1 protein-coding gene is annotated in these 258 nt (G+C 63.2%); it reads left to right on the forward strand.

Annotated features, from left to right (window positions below; translation table 11 throughout):
• A partial coding sequence (locus AC0IYH_RS32420; protein WP_471838444.1) for a TonB-dependent receptor domain-containing protein occupies positions 1-258 on the forward strand: 258 nt, incomplete at both ends.

The following is a 258-nucleotide window of genomic DNA, read 5'->3' on the forward strand; positions in this document are numbered from 1 at the left end:
GTGCATCAACAGCAACCTGCGCAACATCACCGGCGGCAATCCCGATCTGCGCCCGCTGACATCGGACAATTACGACATCAGCCTGGAATGGTATTTCTCGCGCTCCGGTTCGCTGACGGCGGCGGTGTTCCGCCGGGACGCCAACGGCTTCATCTCGCGCATCAACCGGGAGGGCGTGGATGTCGGCTACGGTCCGTCGCGCCTGAACCTGCCGGAGAATACGGGCAACACCCGCTTTCAGGGTGCGGAGCTGCAGTT

The organism is Pseudomonas sp. AC463 (assembly GCF_979253585.1).